The sequence below is a fragment of the Nonomuraea sp. NPDC001684 genome (assembly GCF_053596515.1).
The window spans coordinates 1-1,088 of sequence record NZ_JBSFGJ010000910.1; the positions used below are offsets into that span (position 1 = coordinate 1).

1 protein-coding gene and 1 pseudogene are annotated in these 1,088 nt (G+C 70.9%); both read left to right on the forward strand.

Going from position 1 to position 1,088, the window contains the following annotated elements; translation table 11 throughout:
- A pseudogene (locus ACWCSD_RS53015) lies at positions 1-289 on the forward strand (carbohydrate ABC transporter permease); the annotation flags it as partial.
- Positions 286-1,088 (forward strand): family 4 glycosyl hydrolase (locus tag ACWCSD_RS53020; protein ID WP_449927648.1); only part of this gene is annotated, 803 nt, incomplete at its 3' end. The pseudogene ACWCSD_RS53015 and the gene ACWCSD_RS53020, both read left to right, overlap by 4 nt.

Here is a 1,088-nt window from a genome sequence, read left to right on the forward strand (position 1 = left end):
GCTGGTGCGGGTGATCCTGCCGATGGCCCGCCCGGCGGTCGCCGCCGTCGCCCTGTTCCAGTTCTTCTACTGCTGGAACGACTACTACGGCCCGCTGCTGTACGCCGGCGTCGAGCAGGAGGGCTGGACGCTCTCGCTCGGCCTGGCCACGTTCAAGGCGTTCCACAGCGTCCAGTGGAACCTCACCATGGCCGCCACCCTGCTGGTGACCGCCCCGGTGATCATCGTGTTCTTCCTCGCCCAGAAAGTCTTCATCGAGGGCGTGACCTTGACAGGAGTGAAGGGTTGAAACTCGCCGTGGTCGGGGGCGGCTCGACGTACACGCCGGAGCTGGTCGACGGGTTCGCGCGGCTGCGTGACGAGCTGCCCGTGACGGAGATCGCCCTCATCGATCCGGATCCGTCCCGTCTTGAGCTGGTGTCGGGGATGTCGCGGCGCATGCTGGCGCACGCCGGGCATCCGGCGCGCGTGCTGGCCACCTCCTCGGTGGCCGAGGGGGTCGCGGGGGCCGAGGTCGTGCTGTTCCAGCTCCGGGTGGGCGGGCAGGCGGCCAGGAACGTCGACGAGACGCTGCCGCTGGAGTGCGGCTGCGTGGGCCAGGAGACGACCGGCGCGGGCGGCCTGGCCAAGGCGCTGCGCACGGTCCCGGTCGTGCTGGAGCTGGCCGAGACCGTACGCCGGCAGGCCCCGGACGCCTGGATCATCGACTTCACCAATCCGGTCGGCATCGTCACCAGGGCGCTGCTCGACGCCGGCCACCGGGCCATCGGGCTGTGCAACGTCGCGATCGGCTTCCAGCGCCGTTTCGCCGCCGGGCTGGGCGTCGACCCCGGCCGCATCTCGCTGGGGCATGTCGGGCTGAACCACCTGAGCTGGGAGCGTTCGGTCCATCTCGACGGCCGGGACGTGCTGCCCGACATCATCGACCGGGCCGGCGAGGAGATCGCCGAAGCCCTCGGGCTGCGGGTGGAGCTGATCCGGCGGCTCGGCGTCATCCCGTCGTACTACCTCCGCTACTTCTACGCCCACGACGCGGTGGTGCGCGAGCAGCGCGCCAAGCCGTCCCGGGCCGCAGAGGTGGCCGAGAT